A 21,581-nucleotide genomic window follows, 5' to 3' on the forward strand; every position below is an offset into this window, starting at 1 on the left:
CTCCTAACAACGAATGAAATGGGCGAGCCGTGAGCGAAACGGTTCGCCGTTCCATATAATTTCACTTTTTGATTGTCGCTTTTGCAATTCGGGCTCCGATAAAAGAAGCCAAAAGTTTTTCGTCGGTAAATCGCCGAGCCCATGTTTTTCACTTAATCGGTTTAAATACATTTGTCTCGTTTCGTTCATTTGTTTCGATAAATGATCGCCTTCATTTGAAAAAGCATAAAGGACGCTTGCTGTCGGCATGCGTTTGATGCGAAATTGTTTTGCAACACGTAAAAAGAAATCCCAATCCCAATAGTTATGAACGTACGGATCAAAATAGCCGATCATATCATGAATCGCGCGCCGATACATGCTACCTGAAGGGACATACGTTGAAAATGAGCGCATCGCTTGTAAATCACATTCATATGCAAATAAAAAGCGATCTGTCGGTATGCGCGTTCCGTTTTCAATGCGATAATGAAAAATTTCCACATCGCTATATATAAAGTCCGCGTCGTTCATATTCCCAATCATTCGTTCCGTATGACATGGCAATAATAAGTCGTCGTCATCACAAAGCATAATAAAATCTTCTGTTGCTGCGCGCACACCAATATTTCGCGCTTCAACATGCCCGACATTTTCACGCAATTGGATGAGCTCAATAGGAAGCTCAGGATACGCATCAACCGCGGCTTGTACCGACGACCCCCCGTCGTTGACAATAATGACTTGCTTTGGTTTATACGTTTGCTTGCTTAATGACTCTAGTAATTCTGCTAAAGGTAGTAATCGGTTATATGTCGCAATGACTACAGAAACACCCAAATGACATATCTCCTTTCAAAAATTAAAGAAGCTACAATGAAACCATTATAGCTTCTTTTCTTATGATTATGCGAGTTCTTGTTGTTTCGTCTCTTTTCCGAGGAAAAGAACAGCGAGCGCACCGATGAAAATGGCGATACAAAATATGGCAAAAATCATCGTGATTGATACGTTTTGTGCAACGAGATAGCCGACAAGAAGCGGTCCTAAAATGCCACCAATGCGTCCGAATGAAGCGGCCATCCCTGCTCCTGTTGCTCGAATAACAGTTGGATATTGCTCTGGTGTGTACGCGTAAAGCGCTCCCCAAGCACCGAGATTGAAAAACGATAACAATGCTCCAAACGTCATTAATGCGGTAGCTGTCTCAGCATTTCCGAAGAAATAAGCACTTAACGCTGTCCCAACTAAATAAATAATGAGCACCGCTTTTCTTCCGATGCGTTCAATTAACCATGCCACGCTAAAATAACCCGGCAATTGCGCTAACGTCATAATGAGCACGTATTCAAAACTTTTAATTAAACTAAACCCCTTCATGACCATGACGCTCGGCAGCCATAAAAACATGCCGTAATAGGAAAAGACGACGGCAAACCATAAAATCCAAAGCATGGTCGTTTGTTTTGCATACGGCTTTGCCCAAACGTCTGCAATATTTCGCCAAACGGAACGACGCTCTGTTTTTGTCGCGATAAACTTTTGTGAATCTGGTAAGTTCATGCGTAAATAAATGGCATATAATGCCGGTAAAGCCCCTAAAATAAGTGCCATTTGCCATCCATACGCTGGAATAATGAAAAATGAAATGAGCGCTGCTAATAACCAACCACCTGCCCAAAAGCTTTCCAATAAAACAACAACTTTTCCACGCTCATGTGCAGGCACGCTTTCCGACACGAGTGTCGATGCTACTGGGAGCTCCCCTCCAAGCCCCATACCAATGAAAAAGCGTAAAATTAAAAAGACCGTTAATGTTGTGGCAAGTGCAGATAAACCGCTACCGATCGAAAATAATAAGAGCGTAATAATGAAAACTTGTTTTCGCCCGATACGATCAGCTAACAACCCAAAAACGAGGGCACCGACGGCCATGCCGATCGAGTTCACACTTCCGATCCACCCCATTTGCTCGGCAGTCAAGTTCCATTCCTTTTGCAAGGCAGCTATAATAAACGAAAGCATGCCGACATCCATCGCGTCAAATAGCCAACCAAGTCCTGCAATCCAAAGCAATTTGTTTCTTGATATGTCTTTACTCATGTCACACCTCCGCTTGTCAGCTGTCAAATCGCCTTCCTCATGATTATATTTCCTTTTTTGTTATGTATCAATGCAAAAAGCGTCGGAAAAAACCGACGCTTATCGCAAATCTTCTTTTGAGAAAGCTCCAGGGAGAAGTTCTTTCACTGTCGTTTCTTGCACATCACCCTTCATATTCGCTAAAATGACAGGCATATTTGGATCACACAATTCAACAATGACTTGACGGCATGCGCCACACGGCGGGACTGGTCGCTCCGTATCCGCAACGACAGCCAACATCGCATACTCATGGTCGCCTTCGGAGTATGCTTTAAATAAAGCGGTACGCTCCGCACAGTTGCATAAACCGTATGATGCGTTTTCGATGTTGCAGCCACCATACACTTTCCCATCTTTCGTTAATAGTGCTGCCCCCACTTTAAACTTTGAATACGGAACGTACGCCCGCTCTCTCGCTTGTTTTGCCGCTTCAATTAACTGTTGTTTATTCATTGTTGATCATCCCTTCTTGGGCTGTTTAATTAAAAAACGTCTTCATTAACCAATCTGCAACAACGCCACCTAAATATACGCCAAATACCCCCATCATTCCTGCTAATACAGGCGGAGCTGGCAACGGCAAACGTAAAAACTTAAACAAAATCCCGACAACAAGCCCAGCAAGTAAGCTAAGTAATACTTCTTTCATAGGTCAATGCCTCCATCAGTATGCTTCGTTTGACGTTGTTCCTTCCATAATCGCTGGTCCAGAGCTTGTACCGATGCGGTTTGCACCTGCTTCAATCATCGCTTTTGCATCCGCTGTACTACGTACACCACCAGATGCTTTTACACCAACGTTTGGTCCAACTGTTTTGCGCATTAATGCGACATCTTCAACTGTTGCCCCACCGCTTGCAAATCCTGTCGATGTTTTAACAAAATCAGCCCCAGCACGAACAGCAATTTCGCATGCGCGTACTTTTTCTTCATCTGTCAACAATGCTGTTTCGATAATGACCTTTGTTAATGCTTTTCCTTTTGCTGCATCAACAACGGCGCGAATATCGCGCTCTACAAGCTCATCATCGCCGTCTTTTAACGCGCCAATATTGATAACCATATCGACTTCTTGTGCGCCATTCTCAATCGCTTGTTTTGTTTCAAACGCTTTGACTTCTGGTGTTGTCGCTCCTAACGGGAAGCCAATGACTGTACATACTTTTACTTTCGTTCCTTGTAAACGTTCCGCAACGAATTTCACCCATGTCGGATTGACACATACAGATGCAAATTCATATTTTTTCGCCTCTTCCACTAACTTTTCAATTTGTGCTTTCGTTGTTTCTGGCTTTAATAACGTATGATCAATCATGCTAGCAATGTTCATCATGTATTCCTCCTTGTTTTTTTAAATAAACATACCCGCAATGGACGCGCTTAACAATGAAGCGAGCATACCAGCAAGGACAGCTTTTAAGCCCATGCGCGCAATGTCGCTGCGACGATTCGGCGCTAAGCTTCCTAATCCACCAAGTAAAATACCCATCGAAGAAATATTAGCAAATCCACATAGTGCAAAGCTAACAATCGCTACCGTTTTTGCTGATAAGTCTGGAATTTGTGGCGCAAACGATGAATACGCAACAAACTCGTTTAAAATTAATTTTTGCCCGATAAATCCTCCAGCTGTCACCGCTTCAGACCACGGTACACCGATCGCAAACGCAATAGGTGCAAAGAGGAATCCTAAAATGTTTTGAAGTGTTAAACCTTCATAATTAAACAAACTGCCGATGCCGCTAAGCAATCCATTAATTAACGCAATAAGAGCGATAAACGCTAACAACATCGCACCGATATTTAATGCTAACTTCAAACCATCGCTTGCCCCGCGAGCTGCTGCGTCGATGACGTTTGTTGATTCTTCGTCTTTTTCCATTTCAAAATGTTCGTCTTCTTTAATCGGCTCTGTTTCTGGCACAATCATTTTCGCCATCACTAATCCTGCTGGCGCCGCCATGAAACTTGCGGCAAGTAAATATTCAAGTGGAACACCTAAAAGCGAATAACCGACAAGAACAGAACCCGCAACAGATGCCAATCCTCCCGTCATGACCGCAAACAACTCAGATTGCGTCATTTTTGATAAATACGGACGAATGACAAGCGGTGCTTCTGTTTGACCGACGAAAATGTTCGCTGCTGCTGACATCGACTCCGCTTTACTCGTTCCGAGCAACTTTGCAAGCGGGCCACCAATCATTTTAATGATCCACTGCATGACACCGATATAGTAAAGAACGGAAATTAACGCGGAGAAGAAAATGACAACGGGCAACACTTGAAACGCAAACACAAATCCGATTCCCTTTGCGACAAACATACCACCGAACAAAAAGTTAATTCCTTCGTTCGCATAGTTAATAATGTTCGTCACACCATTTGTTAACCATTGCAATGCTGCTTTTCCTGCTTCCCATTTTAAAACGATAAACGCAAAAGTAACTTGAATCGCAAGACCACCTAAAATCGTTCGCGGATTAATCGCTTTACGATTGTTAGAAGAAAGAAAAGCGATCCCAAGGACAACGACAATACCAACAAGTCCCCAAACGATATTCATGTTGCACACTCCTATAAGTTGAATTTTGATTACGTAATCAATATAACAGGAAAACGAACATATGTAAACGTTAACATGAACAAATGTCAAAGAAAATTCATGGTTTGACTAAATCTTTCTTCCTTGTTTGCATAAATAAAGGGGGCTTTCTTCTTTTCCCCCATTTGTCGTTTCTTTATTCTTTTTCTAATAAGCATTCGGCAGTAAATTGATCTGTGACTAATACGTTTGCATATTTCCCTTTCAATGCACCGTATATGCCAGCAACTTTATGAATACCTCCCGCGATCACAACCGAGTATTCTTTCTTCTTGAGCTCTTCTAACTCAATACCGAGCGTACGCGAATTTAACTCTTCACTACATAGTTTTCCATTTTGATCAAAAAAACGTGAACAAATGTCACCAGCAGCTTTTGAATAAATCGTTTGCAAATCTTCTTCTGTAAAATAACCAAGCTGGAACAATAGCGACTCTGATTTAATTGGTCCAATCGTAAATACAGCAATATTCGCTTGGCGTCCTAGATCGAGGATTTTACGAATGTGGCGGTCCGCTTCCATCGCTTGTTTCACAACGACATGATCAACGATTGCTGGAAGCGGCAAATGATGCACCGTTGCGTTGAATGCGCTTCCAAACAAATGCAAAATATCAGAAGCAAACGTATTCGTTTCTGATAAGCTGACGCCACCTTTTAACTGTACAACTTTCACGTCTTTGACATGTTTATGCTTTAGTTGCAATGCGACATGATATAACGTCGTTCCCCATGTGACACCGATCACATCCCCATCTTTTACAATCGAACGTAAATATTCCGCAGCTTCTTTCCCTACATATTTTTTAATAATGCCATCTTGATGTTCAGGAACCGACACAACAATTGCTTTTTTTAGGTTGAACTTTTGTTCAAGTTGTTTTGCCAACTGTTGAATATCCTCTGCTGGATCGTTAATTTTAATTTCCACAATTCCTTCCTCTTTCGCTTGCTGCAATAAACGGGACACAGTCGGTCGCGACACGCCGAGCTTTTTAGCAATGTCGTTTTGATTGTAGTCTAGCAAATAATACAACTTCGCCGCCTCAACAACTTTTTTCAACTTTTCTTGCTCCATCGCTTCATCACCTTTTCATGTCGAATGAAAAAGGAGCAGCCTTCCATATTTGAAGGAATACTCCCTTTTCTTTCATCATACGAAAATGACTGAACATTTGACAAGCAAAAGTTTTAACATAATTTCTATTATTTTGACCAACCTTCACGTAAAATACGTTCCACTTCACCACGTGTTGGCAACGCTGTCATCGCTCCTTTTGTTGATGCAGCTAGCGCCCCTGAAACACTCGCAAAACGCGCCATTTGTTCAACTTCCGCAAGCGACAAGTCGTCGATCGTCCCTTCTCGCTCATGCAAGCAATAAAGCATACCGGAAACAAACGCATCTCCTGCCCCTGTCGTATCCACCGCCTCTACTTTAAGCGCTGGGGTAAATACCGATCCTTCCCTCGTGAACGCATAACTTCCATTTTCTCCTAGCGTGACGACAATAAGTGGAATGTTGTAGGAAGCAAGGGCATCTACACCTTTTTGAATATCTTCTTCCCCTGTAATAAATGTCAATTCCTCTTCGGAAATTTTCAATACGTCCGCTTCAGTTAACATAGATATAATCATTTGGCGAGCTTGTTGTTCGCTTCCCCACAGACCGAGACGTAAATTCGGGTCATACGAGACGATCATTCCATTTTCTTTAGCTAACATAACAGCCCGCTTTGTCGCGCTTCGTGCTGGTTCGCTAATAAGTGAAATAGAACCAAAATGGAAAATGCGATGCGTGCGAAATAACGACTCATCCACTTCCTTTTCGCTTAAAAAGCGATCGGCACTCGGATTAATGTAAAAATCAAAGCTTCGTTCTCCGCTTTCGGCTAATGTCACAAAAACAACACCGGTACGAACATCATCACTAAATTGGAGCCAAGTCGTATTTACACCGTATTCATCAAGCGTTTCTTTCAAAAAGACACCGAGTACGTCACGTCCGACTTTTCCAACAAATGTCGATGGTATGCCCAGTCGTGCGACACCGACCGCGACATTCGCTGGCGCCCCACCAGGACTTTTTTGGTAAGCCCGATTTGTTGCATCGAGCGGAATGAAATCAATTAACGCTTCACCAAGACTAATAACTCCTTGCTTCATCATCATCCCTCCCATTCCATCGTAATACGTACAATGATACAAATGCAACGTACAATAACAAAACGTGCTACAATAATCGTAAAACAACGTAAGAAACGGAGTGGATGTAATGAATCCTTTTGCCACTCACTTTGAAAGTTTAGAGGAGTTTGCTGATCGTGTAAGTGAACTATTACAATGTCCGATTACGATTGAAGATGCAAACCATCGTTTAATTGCTTATAGCGGGCATGAGCATTACACCGATCCGGCTCGCACGGCGACAATCATCCATCGGCGCGTGCCAGAGCGCGTCATTAATAGTTTATGGCGCGAAGGGGTAATTCCAAAACTTTTGCAGAGCGAAGAACCTGTTCGTGTCACAGAAATTTCAGAAGTAGGACTCGGCAATCGCATCGCCATTTCGATTTGGAAAAATAAAGAGGTACTCGGGTTTATTTGGGCAATTGAAATGAACGAAACATGGACAGAGCAACAGTTTGAATTGTTAAAACAAGCAGCGAAATCCGCCAAAAATTTATTATTGCAATTACAAATTCGCAAACATAAAAAAGAAGAGCGGATTCAAGAATTTTTTTGGAAGCTATTGACTGGGCATTTTCCATCTCCTCACGAAGTAATTGAACAATGTCATCAATTAAACGTACATGTGTATCCGTTTTTTTCTGTCGGCATTTTTCAATTTCAACAACATATTCAAACACAAGTAGAAAGACAAATTGATTACTTATTAAAAACGACACAACAACTCGCCGTACCACTTTATACGATCGATCATCAACGATTAATTGTACTCGTTGCACCAAGTTCAAACATCTACGGCGAAGCGCATATTGAACGTTTTTTCCGCTCGTTTATGACGCAAATGAAAGAGCGATTCCGCGTGGACATTATGATGGGAGCATTCGGCAATGTGTATGAATGTTATACGAAAATCGCCAAGAGTTACGAAGAAGCGCAAACCGTATTAAAAATGAAACGTGCCTTTCCCCATCTGCTTACGAACATTCAAAGTTATCAACACCTTGGCATGTATCAATTTTTTGATTTACTTTTTGAAAAAAAACGACATGGGGATTTTCACAATGCTTCGCTAGAAAAGCTAAAACAATACGATGCCCAACATCATACCAACTTAGTCGAGACGATCGAAACATATCTCGACTATGACAGCAACGTAAACGAAACAGCAAAAGCACTGAACATTCATCCGAATACACTCGCTTACCGTCTGAAGCGAATAAGTGAAATTGGAAACATTGACTTAAGCAATATGAGCGAAAAAGTAAAACTATATATTGATATGAAATTAGACAAATATCGGACAACATAGCTTTTGTGGAAATCCACAAAAGCTTGTTTTTTCTTTCTCTTTTCTAAACAAACAACAAATGATAAAAAACATTTATACTGTAGATAATAATGAAAGACAACACGAAAGGGGAAACAGCACATGATTATTGGTGTTCCAAAGGAAATTAAAAATAACGAAAATCGCGTAGCGATTACACCTGCTGGCGTCATGTCATTTGTCAGCAATGGACATACTGTGCTCATTGAGAAAGATGCAGGAGTTGGGAGCGGTTTCACAAACGAAGCTTACGTTAGTGCAGGAGCGCAAATTGTTGAGCGTGCTGCAGATGTTTGGGCGCAAGCAGATATGGTCATGAAAGTAAAAGAGCCACTACCAAGCGAATACGAATACTTCCGTCCAGGATTAGTGCTATTCACATACTTACATCTTGCTGCTGAACCAGAGTTAGCACGTGCACTCAAAGAAAAAGGCGTCATTGCCATCGCTTATGAAACAGTACAAGTTGGACGTACGTTACCACTTTTAACACCGATGAGCGAAGTAGCGGGACGCATGGCGGCACAAATTGGTGCGCAATTCCTTGAAAAAACAAAAGGCGGAAAAGGTATTCTTCTTTCCGGCGTGCCAGGCGTTAGCCGTGGAAAAGTGACAATTATTGGTGGTGGTGTTGTCGGAACAAACGCTGCCAAAGTTGCAATTGGCTTAGGCGCAAACGTCACAATTATCGACTTAAGCGCAGAACGTTTACGTGAGCTTGATGATATTTTCGGAAGCCAAATTAATACGCTTATGTCTAACCCAATGAACATCGCACAAGCCGTTGCCGAGTCTGACCTTGTGATCGGTGCGGTATTAATTCCAGGAGCAAAAGCGCCAAAACTAGTGACAGAAGAAATGGTGAAAGCGATGCAGCCAGGTTCGGTCATCGTTGACGTAGCGATCGACCAAGGCGGTATTGTCGAAACGAGCGACCATGTGACAACGCACGACAACCCAACATATGTGAAACATGGCGTCGTTCATTACGCGGTTGCAAACATGCCAGGGGCGGTTCCGCGCACCTCGACACTTGCGCTCACAAACGTTACGATGCCATACGCACTACAAATTGCAAATAAAGGTGTACACAAAGCGGTCGCAGACAACCCTGCATTACGCCTTGGTGTAAACGTCGCAAACGGAGAAATCACATACGAAGCTGTCGCACGCGACCTCGGTTACGATTACGTTCCAGTTGAAGTGGCGTTAGAAAAGCAATTGTTAGCATAAATGTGATCAGAGCTAGACAGCTCTCTAAACTCGAATTTTTATACAACAAAAGGTGTCCTGGCAAACGGGACACCTTTTTCTATAACACTTTCGATAAAAATGACTTTGTTCGCTCATGTTGTGGTGCATCAAAAATTTGTTGTGGCGTTCCTTCCTCTACGATCACTCCACCGTCCATGAAGAGCACACGATCACCAACTTCACGCGCAAATCCCATTTCATGAGTCACAACGACCATCGTCATTCCTTCTTTAGCTAGTTGCTTCATTACCGCAAGCACTTCACCGACCATTTCTGGATCGAGCGCAGACGTCGGTTCGTCAAATAACATCACTTTCGGTTCCATCGCAAGCGCACGAGCAATCGCTACACGCTGTGCCTGCCCGCCCGACAACGAATCTGGATATACGTGCGCCTTATCTTGTAAACCTACTTTCGCAAGCAATTGCATCGCCTTTTCTGTCGCTTTTTCTTTCGACCATTTGCGCACTTTCATCGGGGCAAGCGTAATATTATGAAGCACCGTCATATGCGGAAATAAATTAAATCGTTGAAATACCATACCCACCTCCTCGCGCACTTTATTTAGGTCTGTTTTCGGATCTTTTAAATGAAATCCGTCAACGACGATATCCCCTTCATCAAAATCTTCAAGCAAGTTTAAACAACGTAAAAATGTCGACTTTCCTGATCCAGAAGGGCCGATAACGACGACCACTTCTTTTTCATGAATATGCACATCAATTCCTTTTAACACTTGTAGCGATCCGAACGATTTTTTTAAATTTGTAACCCGAATCATGCGTCATACCTTCTTTCTAACCGATGTAGCAACTTGCTTAACGAGAGGGTAAGCACTAAATAAATGAGCGCAACAGTTAAGTACGGTTCCCACACGCGATAATATTGACCTTGCATCGCTCGTCCCCAATACATGAGTTCAGGCGCTGCAATAATTGCTGCAAGCGATGAATCTTTAATAAGGACGATAAATTCGTTACCAAGCGGTGGAATCATGCGTTTGATTGCTTGTGGCAAAATGATGTAACGCATCGCTTGTACATGCGTCATTCCAAGCGAACGGGCCGCTTCCATTTGACCGCGATCAATGGACTGGATGCCAGCACGGAAAATTTCCGCAATATACGCCGCTGCGTTTAAAGATAAAGAAATGGCGCCAGACACGAGCGGGTTCGGTTGGGCAGTAAACATCGGCATCACGCCAAAATGAATAAGTAAAATTTGTACAAATAATGGCGTGCCACGGAAAAAATGAACGTACCAATCAAACGGCAAACGGACGAGGCGGTTTTGAACCATTTTCCCCAGCCCAATCGCCAAACCAAGAATCGTTCCAAAAAAAATACCGACTAACGATAAACCGACTGTCCATAGCACTCCTTTGAAGAAAAATGGTGCATATTCCAAAATAATATTGAAACGAAAATCCATCATCAATCACCTTTCTTTTTGTAAAAATTGCGTAACTTTACACAGTTACGCAATTTTTACTTCAACGTTATTGCTGTTGTTGTAATGATTCAATATTCGGTTCTGTCCCGAACCATTTCTTATAAATTTCTGCATATGTTCCATTTTCGATGACTTTTTTCAACGCTTCGTCTACTTTTTGCTTTAACTCGCTTCCTTTCGGGAACATAAAGCCGTAAAATTCAGATTCAAAATGTTCAGGATCCTCAAACGCTACAATTTTAGCATCTGGATTATTTTTTACATATTCATTCGCAACCGCATTATCTGTCACAACCGCTTCGACACCGCCGTTTAATAAATCCATAATCGCAACGACTGTATTCTCAAACTTTTTAATATTTTTATTCTCTTTTCCTAAAATTTTCTCAACAGCTTCTTGTCCCGTTGTACCATTTTGAACACCGACCACTTTTCCTTGTAAATCTTTCGCGCTTTTAATCGAACTTCCTTCTTTCACAAGAATCATATGTGTCGATTCAAAATACGGAATCGAAAAATCATACGTCTGTTTCCGATCGTCGTTAATTGTAATACCTGAGACGGCCATATCCGCTGTTTTTCCTTGAATAGCCGCAAATAACGGATCCCAACCGATGTTTTTTAATTCATATGCTAGTCCTGCTTCCTTCATGACTGCTTTTAATAAATCGACATCAAAGCCGACAATTTCACCTTTATCCATATACTCAAAAGGAGCAAACGCTGCGTCTGTCACAACTGTAATTTTCTTTTCTGTTGTTGCTGTTTTTTCTGTCGAGCTACTACAGCCAAAAAGCGCAAAAATAAGTATAAAAACGAGCGCTGCGATCATCCCTTTTTTTACCATTGTTATTCCCCCTTACTATTTGCTGTAAAATAATAAATATTTGTGTATAAACATGTTATGCTCTCTATGTTTCACATATTATCAGCTTTATTGTTTTTATGCAACAAATTTTATAAAAATAATTTTTGGAAAAATCTTTATTTTAGAAAATATTTTTGATCAATGTTTCACAAATTCGTCAATCCTTCTTTCTCCTCGTCATGTAAAAAAGTAGTATTCTTTATATAGGGGTTAATTCTGATGATTGGGAGGAGATTATCATGACGCTACTTACCGTAAATGAAGCGTTGATGGACGCATGGAGAACGTTCAAAGGTGATAAATGGAAAAAAGAAATTAACGTTCGTGATTTTATTTTAAATAACGTAACCGTTTACACAGGGGATGAATCATTTTTACAAGGTCCGACAGAAGCGACGAAAAAACTGTGGGAACAAGTGATGGAGCTTTCAAAGTTAGAACGCGAAAGAGGCGGCGTTCTCAACATGGATACTGAAATTGTATCGACAATTACGTCACATGGACCGGGCTATTTGAATAAAGAACTTGAAAAAGTTGTTGGTTTTCAAACAGACGAACCGTTTAAACGGGCGCTTATGCCATTTGGCGGTATTCGCATGGCGGAGCAAGCATGTGAAGCTTACGGATATGAAGTAGGCGATGAAGTAAAGAAAATTTTTACGCAATATCGTAAAACGCATAACCAAGGCGTATTCGACGTATATACGGATGAAATGAAAGCCGCTCGCAAAGCAGGTATCATTACAGGACTTCCTGACGCATATGGACGCGGTCGCATTATCGGTGACTACCGTCGCGTGGCTTTATATGGTGTCGATCGCCTCATTGAGGAGAAGAAAAAAGATTTACGCAACACAGGTTCACGCACAATGAGCGAAGACATCATTCGTCTCCGCGAAGAATTAGCGGAACAAATTCGCGCCCTGCAAGAACTAAAAGAAATGGCGGCAAGCTACGGCTACGATATTTCCAAGCCAGCTCGCAACGCACATGAAGCTTTTCAATGGTTATATTTCGCCTATCTTGCTGCGATTAAAGAACAAAACGGTGCAGCAATGAGCTTAGGTCGCGTTTCCACGTTTTTAGATATTTATATTGAACGCGACTTGCAAGAAGGAACATTAACGGAACGCGAAGCGCAAGAGCTTGTTGACCATTTCGTCATGAAATTGCGTCTCGTCAAATTCGCAAGAACGCCAGAATACAATGAGCTATTTAGCGGCGACCCAACGTGGGTCACAGAATCCATTGGCGGTGTCGCGATTGACGGGCGTCCGCTTGTGACGAAAAACTCATTCCGCTTCTTGCATACACTCGATAACTTAGGCCCGGCGCCAGAACCAAACTTAACGGTGCTTTGGTCAACACAGTTGCCAGAAGCGTTTAAAAAATATTGCGCGAAAATGTCGATTCAAACAAGCTCCATTCAATATGAAAATGACGATTTAATGCGTCCTGAGTTCGGCGACGACTACGGCATCGCATGCTGCGTATCCGCCATGCGCATCGGTAAACAAATGCAATTTTTCGGCGCACGCGCAAACCTCGCGAAAGCATTGTTATACGCAATTAACGGCGGTGTTGACGAAAAGTTAAAAGTGCAAATCGGACCAGAGTTTGCACCAATCACGTCTGAATACTTAGACTACGATGAAGTGATGCGCAAATTCGATAACGTCATGGAATGGCTAGCAGAGTTGTATATTAATACGTTAAACGTCATCCATTACATGCACGATAAATATTGTTATGAGCGCATTGAAATGGCGCTTCATGATACGAACGTCATGCGCACGATGGCAACGGGAATTGCTGGTCTTTCTGTCGTTGCTGACTCACTTAGCGCAATAAAATATGCAAAAGTAAAAACAATTCGCGACGAAAATGGCTTAGCGGTCGACTTTGAAATTGAAGGTGACTTCCCGAAATACGGAAACAACGACGATCACGTCGATTCGATTGCAGTCGATATTGTCGAGCGCTTTATGACAAAATTGCGCAAACATAAAACGTATCGCGATTCGAAGCATACAACATCGATTTTAACGATCACATCAAACGTCGTATATGGTAAGAAGACAGGAAATACGCCTGATGGTCGCCGCGCTGGCGAACCGTTCGCACCTGGCGCTAACCCGTTGCACGGTCGCGACACAAAAGGAGCGCTCGCTTCATTAAGCTCTGTCGCCAAATTACCGTATGAATATGCATTAGACGGCATTTCAAATACGTTCTCGATCGTACCAAAAGCGCTTGGTAAAGATGACGCGGCACGTCTTCAAAACCTTGTCGCCATTTTAGACGGTTATGCACAAAAACGCGGTCATCATTTAAACGTCAACGTCTTTAACCGCGAAACATTACTTGACGCGATGGAACATCCTGAAAAATATCCGCAACTAACCATTCGCGTATCTGGTTATGCAGTCAACTTTATTAAATTAACACGTGAACAACAAATTGACGTCATTAATCGGACGTTCCATGAAACTATGTAATGGAAGCTCCCACACATCGTGGGAGCTTTCTACCTAGGAGGAAAACATCGTGAACGGATTTATTCATTCGATTGAATCGTGCGGAACAGTTGATGGTCCCGGCATTCGTTATGTCATTTTCACCCAAGGATGTTTATTGCGTTGTCAATATTGCCACAACGCAGATACGTGGGAAATTGGCAAAGGAAAACAAATGTCCGTCGATGAAATCATCGCTGATGCCCAAACGTATTTGCCGTTTATGCAAGCATCCGGCGGCGGGATAACGGTTAGTGGTGGAGAACCGCTTTTACAAATCGATTTTTTAATTGAACTATTTCGCCGTTGTAAACAGCTTGGCATTCATACAACGATCGATTCGTCTGGCGGATGTTATACGACGGAAGCATCATTTCAAAAAAAATTAAATGAATTGCTTCAATACACAGATTTAATTTTGCTAGATGTAAAACATATCGATGAAAAAAAACATCGGAAACTAACTGGCAAAACAAATGAACATATTTTAGCTTTTGCTCGTCTTTTATCTGAACGAAACGTATCCGTCTGGATTCGCCATGTGCTCGTTCCAACCGTCACAGACGATGAAAACGATTTGCAACGCTTAGCTGCATTCATTCGTACGTTGCGCAACGTCGAAAAAATTGAGGTGCTTCCTTATCATCAACTCGGCGTGTACAAATGGAAAGCACTTGGACTGACGTATCCGCTTGAAGGCATCCCGACGCCATCAGAAGAAAGTGTTGAAAAAGCAAAACAAATATTAGGCGCAAAATAAGCTGGTCGTCATTGACCAGCTTTTTGCATAAATTTTACTTTCAACTCATCCCATGTCAATTGCGTTGTCCGCTGAACGAGCCAATCGGGAGACAGCGAGGCTAAATGCACCCCGATGCCGACAGAAAACATATTTGTTTGCTTAATTGCTTTCATTCCCGCTTCCCCATCTTCAATAGCGACACAATGGGATGGGTCCACACAAAGTTGTGTTGCAGCTGTTAAAAAAATTTCTGGATCTGGCTTCATGCGCGCAATGGTTTTTACATCGACAATGACATCAAAAAAAGAGCGTACGCCAAGCCGTTCAACAACAATACGTGCGTTTGAACTTGACGATGCGAGCGCCATCGGGACGCCGTCGCGCTGAATGTCGCGAAGGAGATCTATCATTCCCGGCAACACGTCACTTGGCGACAATTGCTCGATCAGCTCACGATAATATTGGCCACGGCGATCGCCAAGAGCACGCTTTTCTTCTTCCGTCCATTCATGCGCCGTTTCACCAAGAAGCGCCTCAACCATCGCCTGTCTGCTCATACCTTGCAGCTTTTGATTGAGCTGTCGATCAAACGGCACTCCGATTTCATCGGCGACGCGTTTTGTCGCGATATAGTACAGCTCAACCGTATCAGCAATGACGCCATCTAAATCAAAAATCACTCCTTCAATCATTGCTTCCTCCTATTTTACTTTCCACCATTTTTCTTAGCCGTGGACTAAGCGAAAGTTTCATCCAATGCTCATATATTTCCTTCTTTTCCGCAAGCGACAAATAGTAGCGCCCATTCGCCACTTGTTTCGCCCGCTTCGTGACATCGTAAAGAGAAATAGCTGCTGCAACGGAAATATTAAAGCTTTGCACAAAGCCGTTCATCGGAATGATAAACTTCCCATCCGCCAAAGCAAGCGCCTCTTCCGATACTCCGCGATGCTCATTTCCGAACAAAAGCACCGTTGGCCTCGATACGTTGATTTGTTCAAGCGGAATCGTTCCTTCTCCTAAATAGCTTGCATATACTTGATAGCCGTTTTGTTGAAGGCGGCGAATGGCGTGTTCAATCGATGAATGTTTATGCACAGTTAACCATTTGTCCGCACGTCGCGTCACCCATTTATTCGGTTCAAACGGAGCGGCTCCGGCGACAACATGAACGTCTTGAATGCCAAACGCCTCGGCTGAACGTAACACTGCTGCTTGATTGTGTGGGTCGTCTACCGCTTCCGTCAAAATGGTAATATACCTCGTCCGTTCGCTTAACACATCGTACATGCGCTTTAAGCGACTTGGCAAAATCATTTCCCAAAGCAAGCGATTGTCGTCTGTCAACAGTCCTTCTTCGATGCGCTGCTTAAGCCATTGACGTTCTACCTCTTTTGTCATTCGCATGCGACAACCCTCCTACGCTTTGATGACATGTGCGGTTTTCCCTTTCGTTAACTTTAATAAATCTTGAACAAAAAGTTTCATTTGCATGCCGATTTTCCCTGCGCTCACAATGATTTGTTCGTGCAAAAACGCCGATTCATCCACATATGTGGCATACATTTTTTTCATTCCGATTGGCGAGCAACCACCTCGCACATACCCCGTCATTTTTTCGATATCCGCCACAGGCAACATATGCACACTTTTTTCACCGACAGCGATCGCCGCTTTTTTTAAATCCAGTTCTGCTGCGACAGGGATAACAAATACGTAAAGTTGACCGCTCGCCCCTTTTGTGACAAGCGTTTTATACACTATTTCTTCACGTTGTCCAGTTTTTCTCGCAACGGATATCCCATCAATTTGTCCATCTGTATATTCGTAAGTCAACAGTTCATACGGCACACGTGCGCGATCAAGCATGCGCACAGCATTCGTCTTCGCTTGTTTCACGATCCGTCCCTCTCTTTCCTCTATTAGTGTACCATAAACAAAAAGAAGGGACATCCTTCATCGGACGCCCCTTATCATCTTAAACCCCTTTATATGCTTGGCGATAAATGTCGGCAAGGTCGCTGACTAATGGCAATTTTGGGTTGGCTGTTGTACATTGATCTTCGAAAGCTAATTCAGCAAGTTGTTCGACTTTGCTTTCGAATGCTTCTTTGCTGACGCCTGTTGCTGCGATGCTTAATGGCATGTCGAGCTCTTTTGCGAGCTTAATGATCGCTTGAACGAGGCTTTCTACTCCTTCTTCTGTCGTTTTCGCTGGCAAGCCAAGCAAGCGGGCAATTTGAGCGTAACGTTGGTCAGCCACGAAATGTTCATACTTCGGAAACGCTGTAAATTTCTTCGGTTTTTGCGCGTTGTAACGAATGACATGCGGCATTAAAATCGTATTTGCACGTCCGTGCGGAATATGGAATTCTGCACCAAGTTTATGCGCTAAGCTATGGTTAATGCCTAAAAAGGCGTTCGCAAATGCCATACCGGCAATCGTTGATGCGTTGTGCATTTTTTCGCGCGCTACTTCATCGTTGCCGTTTTTGTATGCACGTGGCAAGTATTCAAAGACAAGCTGAATGGCTTTTAACGCTAACCCGTCTGTATAGTCGTTCGCCATGTTCGATACGTACGCTTCAATCGCATGTGTTAATACGTCCATACCTGTATCCGCTGTAATATGTTTTGGCATCGTCATAACGAATTGTGGATCAACGATGGCGACATCTGGTGTCAACTCATAATCAGCGAGCGGATATTTAACGTTATTTTTCTTATCTGTAATGACCGCAAATGATGTGACTTCCGAACCTGTACCAGACGTTGTTGGAATCGCGACAAATTGCGCCTTTTGACCAAGCTTTGGATATTTAAATACACGTTTACGAATATCTAAAAACTTTTGTTTTAAGCCGTTAAAGTCTGTATTTGGATGTTCATAGAACAACCACATCGCTTTCGCTGCGTCCATCGCTGAACCACCGCCGAGAGCGATGATGACGTCTGGCTGGAACGCACGCATCATGTCGGCACCTTTCATGACTGTTTCGATTGATGGGTCTGGTTCAACTTCTGAGAAAATTTCGCAATGCACATAATCTGGGCGTTTGCGTAAATAGTACAACACTTTATCGACATAGCCGAGCTTCACCATGCCTGGGTCTGTAACGATAAAGGCGCGTGAGATGTTTGGCATTTTCGCTAAATATTGTGTCGCGTGTTTTTCAAAATAAATTTTTGGCGGAACTTTAAACCATTGCATGTTTACATTCCTTCTCGCTAATTTTTTAATGTTAATTAAATGTGTCGCACCAACGTTTGTCGAAACAGAGTTGCCACCGAACGTACCGCAACCGAGCGTCAATGACGGAATGTATGCGTTGTAAATGTCACCGATCGCCCCTTGTGAAGATGGTGCGTTAGAAATGATTCGCCCTGCTTTCATTCGCTTACCGAATTCAAGAATGACTTCTTGATTTTCTGAATGAATAACAGCAGAATGACCAAGTCCACCGAACTCAAGCATTTCTTCTGCTCGTTTTAATCCTTCTTCTGTACTATTTACCTTATAGCACGCCAATACCGGACTTAATTTTTCACGAGAAAGCGGCTCTTGCGGGCCAACGCTTTTTAGTTCTGCCACAAGAATTTTCGTATCAACTGGCACATCAACGCCTGCCATTTTCGCAATTTCATATGCTGGTTTACCGACGATATTCGGATTGACTGCGCACGTATTCTCATTAATGACAAGCTTTTCAACTTTTTTCTTTTCTTCTTCATTTAAGAAATAACATTTGTTTACGATCATCTCATTTTTCACGGCATCATAAATTTCTTTATCAATAATGACCGCTTGTTCAGATGCACAAATCATACCGTTGTCAAACGTTTTTGATAGAATGAGATCGTTCACGGCACGTTTTATATTTGCGGTTTTCTCAATATAGCAAGGCACGTTGCCAGGTCCAACCCCTAATGCTGGCTTTCCTGAGCTATATGCCGCTTTAACCATGCCTGCTCCACCTGTCGCAAGAATAAGCGAAACGCCAGGATGATGCATCAATTGTTGAGTCGCTTCGACAGAAGGCGTTTCGATCCATTGAATACAATACTCTGGTGCACCAGCTGCAATGGCTGCATCGCGTAAAATGCGTGCTGCTTCACTGCTACATTTTTGCGCGGACGGATGGAACGCAAAAATGATTGGGTTGCGCGTTTTAATTGAAATAAGCGCCTTAAACATCGTTGTTGATGTTGGGTTTGTTACCGGTGTAACCCCAGCAATCACCCCAACAGGCTCGGCAATTTCAATGATGCCTTCTTGTTCATTTTCTCGGATGACGCCAACCGTTTTATCGTATTTAATGTTATGATAAATATATTCTGTCGCAAAAATGTTTTTAATCATTTTATCTTCATACACGCCACGTTTTGTTTCTTCGATCGCTAACTTCGCTAAATACATATGTTTGTCAAGTCCAGCTAACGCCATTTGCTTGACGATATGGTCAATCGCTTCTTGATCGTAATCACGAAATGCTTTTAACGCCTTTTGCGCATTCGCCACAAGGGTGTCGATCATTTTCGTAACTTCTTTCTTTTGGTCTAATACTTTTTCATCAACAGCCATATAAGACCCTCCTGTATTATTATTTGTGAATTTTTTCACAAGTTAATTGAAAATAAAATTGTGATTTTTTTCACATTTTCATTATAGCGAAAGGAATTTTGTTCGTGTGTGTCAACTTTGTGAAATATTGAGCAATTATGTTTTATAAGAGAACCGCTTCTTCATAAAGAAGGCGGTTACTCACATACTGGATTGCGCGGAATTTTCGTAAACGAAATATCGTTGTACATGCGCGTATTTCGTTTGACAATGACAACATAGTTTACTGTCCATATATAAGAAGGAATTTCTTGATCATCTTCAAACATCATCGCCTCAAATTCATCGCCAATCATTTCTTCAAATAGCTCTAGTGTATATGTTTCCGCATCTGTTGAAAAGTTTCTCCATTCGCATACAAGCATTGTTTGTCACCTCAACTTTTCTTTTGTTACCATCATTGTAACATTCTTTTCTCTATTATAGATTGTGAAATATTGAACAAATCATGAATATTACTTATTCGTCATATATGCTTGTTTCGGATGATTTAGTTGTTCTGGATACTTTAACCTCATTTTTCCTTCTGCTAATAACTTTCCTAAATAGTTGTTTCGTAAACCGTCTGGCGTTCGATCTAATAAATACGATAATTGTTTTAGCATTAACGGTCGATGAGCACATAGTTGCAAAATGATTTCTTCCATTTTAGTCGGTGCAAGCCTTTTTTTCTTACGTGCAATTTCAGCAATGTTCCATAGCTCCTGATCGATATTTATTTCTGCTTTCTCATCCGATTTATTTACGGAGTCAAAAAGGATATTTACGGAGTTTTCGTCTTTATTTATGGAGCTATCCTTATTATTTACGGAGTTAAGCCCTTTGTTTACGGAGTTAAGCTCGCTATTTAAGGAGTTTCGTTCTTTATTTATGGACTCAATATCGTTATTAATGGAGTTTCGTTCGATATTATAGGAGTTTTCATCTTTATTTACGGAGTCCAATAATGGCACATCATCCGTCCAATCACTTACTGCCTCGATCTTCTCTATATGTTCGTGTCTTTCTGAGAAGGACATAATAGGCAATGTAACGACCGTTCGTTTTTGGAAATCATATTGCTCGACAGCAAGTTGTTGTAAGCAAATCGTCTCTATCGTTTTTAAACCGACTCCAGCACGTTTACAAAATTGAATGTAAATAAACATTTTAAACATATTCGGATTGCGCAAATGGCTAATCCCGCCGCTATACGCTTGTTCTAAAGGAATGCCGAAAAGCCCAGGATTAGAAAATTGTATATATGATCGCTGCCGTTCAACAATAACGCCTCCATCGCCATTATAATCGGCATGGACAATCGCGTTGATGAGCGCTTCATGCACAGCTTCTTTTTCAAATGTAGATACATCTTTAAACTCGTTCATCACTTTAAAATAAAAATCATAAATATTTCCCGACCACGTTCCGTCTTGTGAAGTGAAACGATTTGTCCAATGCATATCATTGTCGTCATGTTCGCGATATTCCAAAAAGTATTGTGGTAAAACTTCTGTAATCATTCGCTCTTCGCTGAACATAAGGAGCCCTGCTAATGTGAGCCCTTCTTTGTTTGTATCTCGTATTTTCCCCCATGCCCCAATTTTATATAAAAAATCTTTCGTTTCTAACCCGTTCCATGGATGGTTTGGCTTTGCTTTTGCAAATTGTTCGCGATAATGACGAACAGATTCTAAATGCAATTCATTAAGCCCATAATGTTCTAACACCACGTTATCTTGTAAACGAATGTTTGCATCTTTATTCACTTTCGATCTCCCTCTTACGTTATGTTATAAAAACGTTTCGATACTCGTCTATTTCCATTTTATCATCTTTACAAATGTTCATCATAAACTTTTCGATTTGGGGAAAATTAAGAAAAACGTGGTTATGGAGGAAC

At 42.0% G+C, this 21,581-nt stretch carries 21 protein-coding genes; 4 read left to right on the forward strand and 17 right to left on the reverse strand.

Annotated features, from left to right (window positions below):
* Positions 1–3 precede the first annotated feature (3 nt).
* The 8 genes from ACYQY7_RS08180 to ACYQY7_RS08215 all read right to left on the reverse strand — a co-directional run bounded on the left by ACYQY7_RS08180 (position 4) and on the right by ACYQY7_RS08215 (position 6,901).
* Positions 4–819 carry a glycosyltransferase family 2 protein gene (locus tag ACYQY7_RS08180; protein ID WP_461201571.1) on the reverse strand — a complete coding sequence of 272 codons (816 nt, stop codon included), beginning with the start codon at positions 817–819 and terminating at the stop codon, positions 4–6.
* 66 nt (positions 820–885) lie between these two features.
* Positions 886–2,082 (reverse strand): MFS transporter, encoded by a 1,197-nt coding sequence (locus tag ACYQY7_RS08185; protein WP_461201572.1) that lies wholly within the window; start codon positions 2,080–2,082, stop codon positions 886–888.
* Positions 2,083–2,181: 99 nt separating this feature from the next.
* Positions 2,182–2,577, reverse strand: coding sequence for a cytidine deaminase (locus ACYQY7_RS08190; protein ID WP_043964437.1), 396 nt, complete (start codon positions 2,575–2,577; stop codon positions 2,182–2,184).
* A 25-nt stretch (positions 2,578–2,602) separates the two neighbouring features.
* Positions 2,603–2,773 (reverse strand): XapX domain-containing protein, encoded by a 171-nt coding sequence (locus ACYQY7_RS08195; protein ID WP_003397112.1) that lies wholly within the window; start codon positions 2,771–2,773, stop codon positions 2,603–2,605.
* A gap of 15 nt (positions 2,774–2,788) precedes the next feature.
* On the reverse strand, positions 2,789–3,457 hold the full coding sequence (deoC, locus tag ACYQY7_RS08200; RefSeq protein WP_461201573.1) for a deoxyribose-phosphate aldolase: 669 nt from the start codon (positions 3,455–3,457) through the stop codon (positions 2,789–2,791).
* 18 nt (positions 3,458–3,475) lie between these two features.
* Positions 3,476–4,690: a NupC/NupG family nucleoside CNT transporter gene (locus ACYQY7_RS08205; RefSeq protein ID WP_461201574.1), complete on the reverse strand. Its 1,215-nt coding sequence runs from the start codon at positions 4,688–4,690 to the stop codon at positions 3,476–3,478.
* A 175-nt stretch (positions 4,691–4,865) separates the two neighbouring features.
* Positions 4,866–5,807, reverse strand: coding sequence for a sugar-binding transcriptional regulator (locus tag ACYQY7_RS08210; protein ID WP_461201575.1), 942 nt, complete (start codon positions 5,805–5,807; stop codon positions 4,866–4,868).
* Between the two features lie 128 nt (positions 5,808–5,935).
* Entirely contained in the window at positions 5,936–6,901 is a 966-nt protein-coding gene (locus ACYQY7_RS08215; RefSeq protein WP_461201592.1) for an aminoimidazole riboside kinase, read from the reverse strand.
* Positions 6,902–7,004: 103 nt separating this feature from the next.
* Here ACYQY7_RS08215 and ACYQY7_RS08220 point away from each other — a divergent pair, with 103 nt between their 5' ends.
* Both ACYQY7_RS08220 and ald read left to right on the forward strand, forming a co-directional pair.
* Entirely contained in the window at positions 7,005–8,228 is a 1,224-nt protein-coding gene (locus ACYQY7_RS08220; protein WP_461201576.1) for a PucR family transcriptional regulator, read from the forward strand.
* 120 nt (positions 8,229–8,348) lie between these two features.
* The gene (ald, locus tag ACYQY7_RS08225) at positions 8,349–9,479 is read left to right on the forward strand and encodes an alanine dehydrogenase (RefSeq protein WP_461201577.1); all 1,131 of its coding nucleotides are present in this window, start codon (positions 8,349–8,351) and stop codon (positions 9,477–9,479) included.
* Positions 9,480–9,558: 79 nt separating this feature from the next.
* Here ald and ACYQY7_RS08230 read toward each other — a convergent pair whose 3' ends face one another.
* From ACYQY7_RS08230 to ACYQY7_RS08240, 3 genes are all read right to left on the reverse strand, one after another.
* Positions 9,559–10,281, reverse strand: coding sequence for an amino acid ABC transporter ATP-binding protein (locus ACYQY7_RS08230; RefSeq protein ID WP_461201578.1), 723 nt, complete (start codon positions 10,279–10,281; stop codon positions 9,559–9,561).
* Entirely contained in the window at positions 10,278–10,931 is a 654-nt protein-coding gene (locus ACYQY7_RS08235) for an amino acid ABC transporter permease (protein WP_461201579.1), read from the reverse strand. Before ACYQY7_RS08235 ends, ACYQY7_RS08230 begins: the two co-directional genes overlap by 4 nt.
* A gap of 67 nt (positions 10,932–10,998) precedes the next feature.
* A complete protein-coding gene (locus tag ACYQY7_RS08240) occupies positions 10,999–11,799 on the reverse strand; it encodes a basic amino acid ABC transporter substrate-binding protein (RefSeq protein WP_461201580.1) in 801 nt (266 codons plus the stop codon).
* Positions 11,800–12,089: 290 nt separating this feature from the next.
* Here ACYQY7_RS08240 and pflB point away from each other — a divergent pair, with 290 nt between their 5' ends.
* Complete coding sequence (pflB, locus tag ACYQY7_RS08245) at positions 12,090–14,318, forward strand: formate C-acetyltransferase (protein ID WP_461201593.1); 2,229 nt, start codon at positions 12,090–12,092, stop codon at positions 14,316–14,318.
* A 49-nt stretch (positions 14,319–14,367) separates the two neighbouring features.
* Positions 14,368–15,096, forward strand: a complete 729-nt coding sequence (gene pflA / locus ACYQY7_RS08250; RefSeq protein ID WP_461201581.1) for a pyruvate formate-lyase-activating protein — start codon at positions 14,368–14,370, stop codon at positions 15,094–15,096.
* Positions 15,097–15,104: 8 nt separating this feature from the next.
* On the opposite strand, the gene pgmB is transcribed toward pflA, so the two are convergent.
* The 6 genes from pgmB to ACYQY7_RS08280 form a co-directional block, all read right to left on the reverse strand.
* Positions 15,105–15,770 carry a beta-phosphoglucomutase gene (gene pgmB, locus ACYQY7_RS08255; protein ID WP_461201582.1) on the reverse strand — a complete coding sequence of 222 codons (666 nt, stop codon included), beginning with the start codon at positions 15,768–15,770 and terminating at the stop codon, positions 15,105–15,107.
* The gene (locus ACYQY7_RS08260; RefSeq protein WP_461201594.1) at positions 15,763–16,479 is read right to left on the reverse strand and encodes a TrmH family RNA methyltransferase; all 717 of its coding nucleotides are present in this window, start codon (positions 16,477–16,479) and stop codon (positions 15,763–15,765) included. Before ACYQY7_RS08260 ends, pgmB begins: the two co-directional genes overlap by 8 nt.
* 18 nt (positions 16,480–16,497) lie before the next feature.
* Positions 16,498–16,977 (reverse strand): Cys-tRNA(Pro) deacylase, encoded by a 480-nt coding sequence (gene ybaK / locus ACYQY7_RS08265; RefSeq protein ID WP_461201583.1) that lies wholly within the window; start codon positions 16,975–16,977, stop codon positions 16,498–16,500.
* A gap of 79 nt (positions 16,978–17,056) precedes the next feature.
* Positions 17,057–19,660: a bifunctional acetaldehyde-CoA/alcohol dehydrogenase gene (gene adhE, locus ACYQY7_RS08270; RefSeq protein ID WP_461201584.1), complete on the reverse strand. Its 2,604-nt coding sequence runs from the start codon at positions 19,658–19,660 to the stop codon at positions 17,057–17,059.
* Between the two features lie 176 nt (positions 19,661–19,836).
* Entirely contained in the window at positions 19,837–20,064 is a 228-nt protein-coding gene (locus ACYQY7_RS08275; protein ID WP_021094383.1) for a hypothetical protein, read from the reverse strand.
* 90 nt (positions 20,065–20,154) lie between these two features.
* Positions 20,155–21,447 carry a transcriptional regulator gene (locus ACYQY7_RS08280; RefSeq protein WP_461201585.1) on the reverse strand — a complete coding sequence of 431 codons (1,293 nt, stop codon included), beginning with the start codon at positions 21,445–21,447 and terminating at the stop codon, positions 20,155–20,157.
* Between the last annotated feature and the right edge of the window lie 134 nt (positions 21,448–21,581).

It is taken from the genome of Anoxybacillus sp. TBDG-1 (assembly GCF_054815885.1).